General features: G+C 64.0%; 6 protein-coding genes and 1 riboswitch. Of the genes, 4 read left to right on the top strand and 2 right to left on the bottom strand.

Translation table 11 applies throughout. The features are described from left to right. Positions 1–209 precede the first annotated feature (209 nt). Entirely contained in the window at positions 210–602 is a 393-nt protein-coding gene (apaG, locus tag AC1RR3_RS26265) for a Co2+/Mg2+ efflux protein ApaG (RefSeq protein ID WP_063687726.1), read from the bottom strand. Positions 603–800: 198 nt separating this feature from the next. Here apaG and AC1RR3_RS26260 point away from each other — a divergent pair, with 198 nt between their 5' ends. The 3 genes from AC1RR3_RS26260 to AC1RR3_RS26250 are packed head-to-tail and all read left to right on the top strand — an operon-like array spanning position 801 to position 3,856. After that, positions 801–2,072, top strand: coding sequence for an OpgC domain-containing protein (locus tag AC1RR3_RS26260; RefSeq protein ID WP_492826049.1), 1,272 nt, complete (start codon positions 801–803; stop codon positions 2,070–2,072). Further along, entirely contained in the window at positions 2,072–2,851 is a 780-nt protein-coding gene (locus AC1RR3_RS26255) for an SGNH/GDSL hydrolase family protein (RefSeq protein WP_492826047.1), read from the top strand. Before AC1RR3_RS26260 ends, AC1RR3_RS26255 begins: the two co-directional genes overlap by 1 nt. Positions 2,852–2,863: 12 nt before the next feature. Next, positions 2,864–3,856, top strand: a complete 993-nt coding sequence (locus AC1RR3_RS26250) for an SGNH/GDSL hydrolase family protein (RefSeq protein ID WP_492826045.1) — start codon at positions 2,864–2,866, stop codon at positions 3,854–3,856. 131 nt (positions 3,857–3,987) lie between these two features. Here AC1RR3_RS26250 and AC1RR3_RS26245 read toward each other — a convergent pair whose 3' ends face one another. After that, positions 3,988–5,184 carry an O-succinylhomoserine sulfhydrylase gene (locus AC1RR3_RS26245; protein WP_492826043.1) on the bottom strand — a complete coding sequence of 399 codons (1,197 nt, stop codon included), beginning with the start codon at positions 5,182–5,184 and terminating at the stop codon, positions 3,988–3,990. A gap of 69 nt (positions 5,185–5,253) precedes the next feature. Further along, positions 5,254–5,333: riboswitch (SAM riboswitch) on the bottom strand. 80 nt (positions 5,334–5,413) lie between these two features. Here AC1RR3_RS26245 and AC1RR3_RS26240 point away from each other — a divergent pair. Continuing rightward, on the top strand, positions 5,414–6,550 hold the full coding sequence (locus tag AC1RR3_RS26240; RefSeq protein WP_492826041.1) for a 2'-deoxycytidine 5'-triphosphate deaminase: 1,137 nt from the start codon (positions 5,414–5,416) through the stop codon (positions 6,548–6,550). Positions 6,551–6,620: the final 70 nt, after the last annotated feature.

Genomic DNA, 6,620 nt, shown 5'->3' with positions numbered 1-6,620 from the left:
GCGCAGCGAAGCAATCCAGAGTCTTTCCGCGGAGGGATTCTGGATTGCTTCGCTGCGCTCGCAATGACGATGTGGAGGTTGCTCGCCAAGTGCCCCAATATCGTAGGGTGAGCAAAGCGAAGCGTGCCCACCCTCTTGTGCGCGACGATCGAAATGGTGGGCACGGCGCTCTGCGCCTTCGCCCACCCTACGGCACCGCCGGCACCGCTTTAATTCAACACCCGCTTGTTGTCCGGGCTGTCCAGCGAGAACGTCGGCACGTCGATCTCGAAGCGCTCGCCGGTTTCGCTGACCATCTGGTAGCGGCCGGTCATGAAGCCGGAGGCGGTCGTGAGCGGGACGCCGGAGGTGTATTCGAAGCGTTCGCCGGGGGCCAGCGTCGGCTGCTCGCCGACCACCCCTTCACCCTTGACCTCCTGCTGGCGGCCGGTGGCGTCGGTGATGATCCAGTGCCGCGTCTTGAGCTGCACGGTCTCCTCGCCCGAATTGGTGATGACGATGGTGTAGGACCAGAAATAACGGGAACGGTCGGCCGACGACTGTTCCGGAACAAAGTTCGGCTCGACGGTCACTTCGATCTGGCGGGTCACGGCGCGGTACATGGCTGCCATCATAACGAAAACCCGGCCGGGAACCAAACGCCGCAGGCCGCTTTCGCGACATCGTCCCGCCCGAATTCGCGGAGAAGTACACCCCCTAAAGAAGACACCCTTATGTGATCCGGCCGCTTTGCGAGACGACGGCCGGACCGGTACACTCCTTATCAACGGCGCGATTTGCGGAAGGGTTTTTAGGCCCCGATGACCATTGCCGACCAAGTGACGGGAACGCCAATCGCGGGAACCGCCGGTGCCAAGTCCGCGGAGGCCAGGCCTGTGGAGGCGAAGCCGCGCGCCGCCGCACCCGCCATCTCGCTGCCCGCCATCGGCGAGCGCGAGCTCCGGCTCGACCTGTTCCGCGGCCTCGCATTGTGGCTGATCTTCATCGACCATCTGCCGCCGAGCCTGCTGACCTGGTTCACGATCCGCAATTACGGCTTCAGCGACGCCACCGAGATCTTCATCTTCATCTCCGGCTACACTGCCGCCTTCGTCTACGGCCGCGCGATGCTGGAGAGCGGCGTCGTCATCGCCACCGCGCGCATCCTGCGGCGGGTCTGGCAGATCTATGTCGCGCACGTCTTCCTGTTCACGATCTTCCTCGCTGAAATCTCCTACGTCGCGACCAGTTTCGAGAACCCGCTCTACACCGAAGAGATGGGCATCATGGACTTCCTCAAGCAGCCCGACGTCACCATCGTGCAGGCGCTGCTGCTGCGCTTCCGTCCCGTCAACATGGACGTGCTGCCGCTGTATATCGTTTTGATGCTGGCGCTGCCCGTGATCCTGTGGTCGATGAAGTGGAAGCCCGACCTCACGCTCGCTTTGTCCGCCGCGCTCTACGTAGTGACCTGGGAATACGACCTCTATTTCTCCGCCTATCCGAACGGCTTCTGGGCGTTCAATCCGCTGGCCTGGCAATTGCTTTTCGTCTTCGGTGCATGGTGTGCGCTCGGAGGTGCGCGGCGCATGTCGCGTATTCTGGCTTCACCGGTGACGATGTGGATATCGATCGCCTATATCGTGGCGGCGTTCTATGTCACGCTGACCTGGTACGTGCCGCAGCTGTCCCATCTGATGCCGAAGCGGCTCGAGCAGTGGATGTATCCGATCGACAAGACCGACCTCGACGTGCTGCGCTTCACGCATTTCCTGGCGTTGGCCGCGCTCACCGTGCGCTTCCTGCCGCGGGACTGGCCGGGCCTGAAATCGCCCTGGCTGCGGCCGCTGATCCTGTGCGGCTCCCACTCCCTGGAGATATTCTGCCTCGGCGTCTTCCTCGCCTTCGCCGGTCATTTCATCCTGGCCGAAGTCTCCGGCGGCGCCGCCATGCATGCGGTGATTAGCCTCTCCGGAATCCTGATCATGTGGGGCGTTGCGTGGGTGATTTCGTGGTACAAGCGCGTAGCTGACAAGAGCGGTGCGAAAACCAAGAACGCCGTCGGCAACGCCGATCTGGCGGGAGGGGGCTGATGAAGGCGAAGGTTCTCCTGAGCCTGGTCCTGCTATGCGGTAGCCTCGCCGCGCCTGCGGCGCGTGCGGGCGATGCTGCGCCTGCGGCTCCCGCAACGCCCCCCGCCTGCGAATTGCCGGCCTATCTGCTCAGCAGCGAGAGCCAGCTTCCCAAGGTCGGCGAGGCCATCAAATCAGGCAAACCGCTCGAAATCCTGGTCATTGGCAGCCGTTCGACCACGATTCCGTCCTCCGAGGACGCTTCCTATCCGGCGCGCATGCAGGCCATCCTGAAGGACAAGCTGCCGCCGCAGGAGCCGGTGCACGTCTCCGTAGAAATACAGAGCAAGAAGACGGCAGAGGAGGCCGCCGCCACCTTCGTTAAGCTGATGGAAGCAAAAAGGCCTACTTTGGTCATCTGGCAGACCGGGACCGTGGATGCTATCCGAGCCATCGATCCCGATGATTTTCGCGGCGCGGTGACCGAAGGGGTTTCCGCATTGCAAAATGCAGGGGCTGACGTCGTGTTGATGAACTTGCAGTACAGCCCGCGTACCGAAACCATGATCTCGGTGCCGCCTTATCTCGACAATATGCGGGTGGTGGCCCAGGAGCATGACGTCCCGCTGTTCGATCGTTTCGCGATCATGCGGCAGTGGAATGATCAGGGTCAGTTCGACCTGTTCAGCCCGTCCCGCGGGCCTGAGCTGGCGAAGCAGGTCCATGATTGCCTTGGCCGGGCGTTGGCACAGTTCGTGATTGACGCCGCCCATCTGGGTCCGGCCCAGCAGCAAAATTGAGGTCTAGCGTTAATGAGTTCTTTCCGCCCTTTTTGCCTGATGGCATGGATGGCTGCGCCTGCCGCGGCTCTGCTGCTGTTGTTGACGCCGGTGTCGCAGTCGCGTGCGCAGGCACAGGCCGCGCAGGCTACGCCCGCACCCGCACAGGCCGCTAATCCCGCGCCTGCATCGCCCTCCCAGACCACCGTTGCCGCGACGTCCCCCGAACAGCGCGGCATCACCGCGCGCGCGATCGACAAGGTGAGGCAGGTCGCAGAATCCGCCGGCGACATCTTCAGCCGCGTGCCGTGCCTGGCGCCGAAGGGCGGCTCGAAGACGATGGGTTCGCTGCCGCATGTCGCGAACAAGCTCGTCGCCGGCAAGCCCGTCGTGATCGTCGCGTTCGGATCGTCCTCGACCGCGGGCTACGGCGCGAGCTCACCGGAATTCAACTATCCGAACCGTCTTGCTGCGCAGCTGCGCCGGAAATATCCGACCGCCGACATCACCATCATCAATGCCGGCGTCGGCGGCGAGGACGCGCCCGAGATGATGAAGCGCCTCCAGAAGGAGGTGATCGACGTGCACCCGGATCTCGTGATCTGGCAGGTCGGCACCAACGCCGTGCTGCGCAACCTCGATCCCGGCGACACCGCCAAGATGGTCGAGGACGGCATCGCCAGCATCCAGGCCGCCGGCGGTGCCGACATCGTGCTGGTCGATCCGCAATATTCGCCGGCCGTCAACCAGCGCAAGGAGAGCGCCGGCAAGATGGTGAAGCTGCTCGGCAAGGTCGCCGAGCTCCGTCACGTCGGCATCTTCCCGCGCTTCGAGGTGATGCGCGACTGGCACGAGAACCAATCGATCCCGGTCGAGAGCTTCGTCATCTCCGACGGCCTGCACATGAACGACTGGGGCTATGCCTGCTTCGCCCAGCTGCTCGGCGACGACATCATCCGCTCCGTCGGCCAGATCAAGCTGGGTGTGAACGTGCCGGGCGATGTGCGGACGTACCGGCCGATGTAGTTCGGTGCCGTAGGGTGGGTCAGGCGAAGCCGTAACCCACCATGCATCAACGACTGCCGAACGAAGTAGGTGGATTACGCCAGCGGACTGCGCTTCGCGCAGCCGCGGGCTAATCACCCTACGATTCAAACTCACGCCTTCTCCAGCGCCGCCGTCAGATCCTCGATCAGATCGTCGGCATGCTCGAGCCCCGCCGAGAAGCGAATGAACCCCTCGCTGATCCCGAGCGCGGCGCGGTCTTCCGGCTTCAGACGCTGATGCGTCGTCGTCGCCGGATGCGTGACGAGACTCTTGGCGTCGCCGAGATTGTTCGAGATCTTCGCAAGCTTCAGCTCATTGAGCACGCGGAACGCGCCTTGCTTGCCGCCCTTCACCTCGAAGCCGACCAGCGTCGAGCCGCCGCGCATCTGCTTCTTCACCAGCGCTGCCTGCGGATGATCGGCGCGGCCGGGATAGACCAGCCGCGAGATCTTGGGATGGTCCGCCAATACGTCGGCGATCCGTCCCGCCGTCTCTGTCTGCGCGCGCACGCGCACGCCGAGCGTCTCGAGGCCCTTGAGCAAAACCCAGGCGTTGAACGGCGAGATCGACGGGCCGGTCTGGCGCATGAAGTTGTGCAGGTGCTCGGCGATGAAGGCTTCCGATGACAGGATGATGCCGCCGAGACAGCGGCCCTGGCCGTCGATGTGCTTGGTCGCGGAATAAACCACGACGTCCGCGCCGAGCGCGAGCGGGCTCTGCCAGATCGGCGTCGCGAACACGTTGTCGACGACGAGCCGCGCGCCGCCGCTATGCGCGATCTCGGCAATCCCGGGAATGTCGAGCACGTCGAGCGTCGGATTGGTCGGGCTCTCCAGGAAGAACGTCTTGGTGTTGGGCTTGAGCGCACGCTGCCACCGGTCGAGGTCGGAGCCGTCGACCAGCGTGGTCTCGATGCCGTAGCGTGGCAGCAGATCCTGAATGACGTAGAGACACGAGCCGAACAGGGCGCGAGATGCCACGACGTGATCGCCGGCCTTGAGCGGCGCGAGGATTGCGGTCGTCACCGCGGCCATCCCGGTTGCGGCCGAGCGGGCCGCTTCGGCGCCTTCGAGCTCGATCATGCGGCGCTCGAACATCGAGATGGTCGGATTGGAGTAGCGCGAATAGATGAAGCCGGGGTCCTCGCCCTTGAACCGCGCCTCACACTCCTCGGCGCTGTTGTAGACGTAGCCCTGGGTCAAAAACAGCGCCTCCGACGTCTCGCCATATTGCGAGCGCAGGGTGCCGGAATGGACCAGGCGGGTTTCGGGACGATATTGCGCGGTGGGCGCCGGGGACTTCGACATAGGACCTCCTCAAGTGACCATCGAAAATGGTCACAAAAAAACCGGCCTGGATAAAACCACGGGCCGGGATCACAGAGGTCCCCGGCCTGTTTAGCGACTTATTTAACGTGGCTGCAAGCCGGCCGGCTCAAATCACCACGGGATAAGTGATGCTCATATTCCGCAATGGCCTTTCCGTCAAGGCGTCCATCGGATAGCCGTAAAAGACTAGTATTTCCTGTATGTCCGGATGCATTTGACCCCTGACGAGGACCCCCGGTTGAGCTTCACGATCGCCGCCGACGCCAATGGTATCCTGCCCGACCGCATGATCGCGGCGATGGCGGAGGCAGGCCTCATCCTGCCCGCCTACGACTTCGTCGAGAGCCAGATCCAGCCGGCGAGCCTCGACCTGCGTCTCGGCGACATCGCCTATCGTGTGCGTGCCAGCTTCCTGCCCGGCCCCGGCGCCACCGTCGCCGAACGCATCGACGAATTGAAGCTGCATGAGTTCAGCCTCGCCGACGGTGCGGTGCTGGAGACCAACTGCGTCTACATCGTGCCGTTGCTTGAGAGCCTGGCGCTGCCGCCGGAGATCGTCGCGGCCGCAAACCCCAAAAGCTCCACCGGCCGGCTCGACGTCTTCACCCGCGTCATCGCCGACGGCACCCGCCGCTTCGACATGATCGGCGCCGGCTATCACGGCCCGCTCTATGCCGAGATCAGCCCGAAGACGTTTCCGGTGCTGGTGCGCGAGGGCTCGCGGCTGTCGCAGGTGCGCTTCCGCACCGGCGACGCCATCCTCAATTCCGACGAGCTCGACGCCTTGCATGCGGCCGAGCGTCTCGTCGACATCGACGATGCCGATCTCTCGGGCGGCGTCGCCGTCTCCGTCGATCTCTCCGGCGAGAAGGCGAGCGGCTTCGTCGGCTACCGCGCCAAGCGCCACACCGGCGTCGTCGACGTCGATCGCCGCTCCGGCTATGCGGTCGAAGATTTCTGGGAGCCGATGTCGGCGCGTCCCGACGGCAGCCTGATCCTCGATCCCGGCGAGTTCTACATCCTTGCTTCGAAAGAGGCCGTGCAGGTGCCGCCCGATTACGCCGCGGAGATGGTGCCGTTCGATCCGCTGGTCGGCGAATTCCGCGTGCACTATGCCGGATTCTTCGATCCCGGCTTCGGCTATGCCGGCGCCGGCGGGCAGGGATCGCGCGCCGTGCTGGAAGTGCGCTCGCGCGAGGTGCCGTTCATCCTCGAGCACGGCCAGATCGTCGGTCGCCTCGTCTACGAAAAGATGCTGGCGCGTCCCGACGCGATGTACGGTCAGCGCATCGGCTCGAACTACCAGGCGCAAGGGTTGAAGCTGAGCAAGCATTTCCGGGTGTAGCCACACACTCCGCTGTCATTCCCCGCGAAAGCGGGGAATCCAGTACGCCGCGGCCCTTCGATTCAATCAC

This window comes from Bradyrhizobium sp. GW821-FHT13H05 (assembly GCF_058804065.1).
This window is presented reverse-complemented; position numbering and strand designations above follow the sequence as displayed.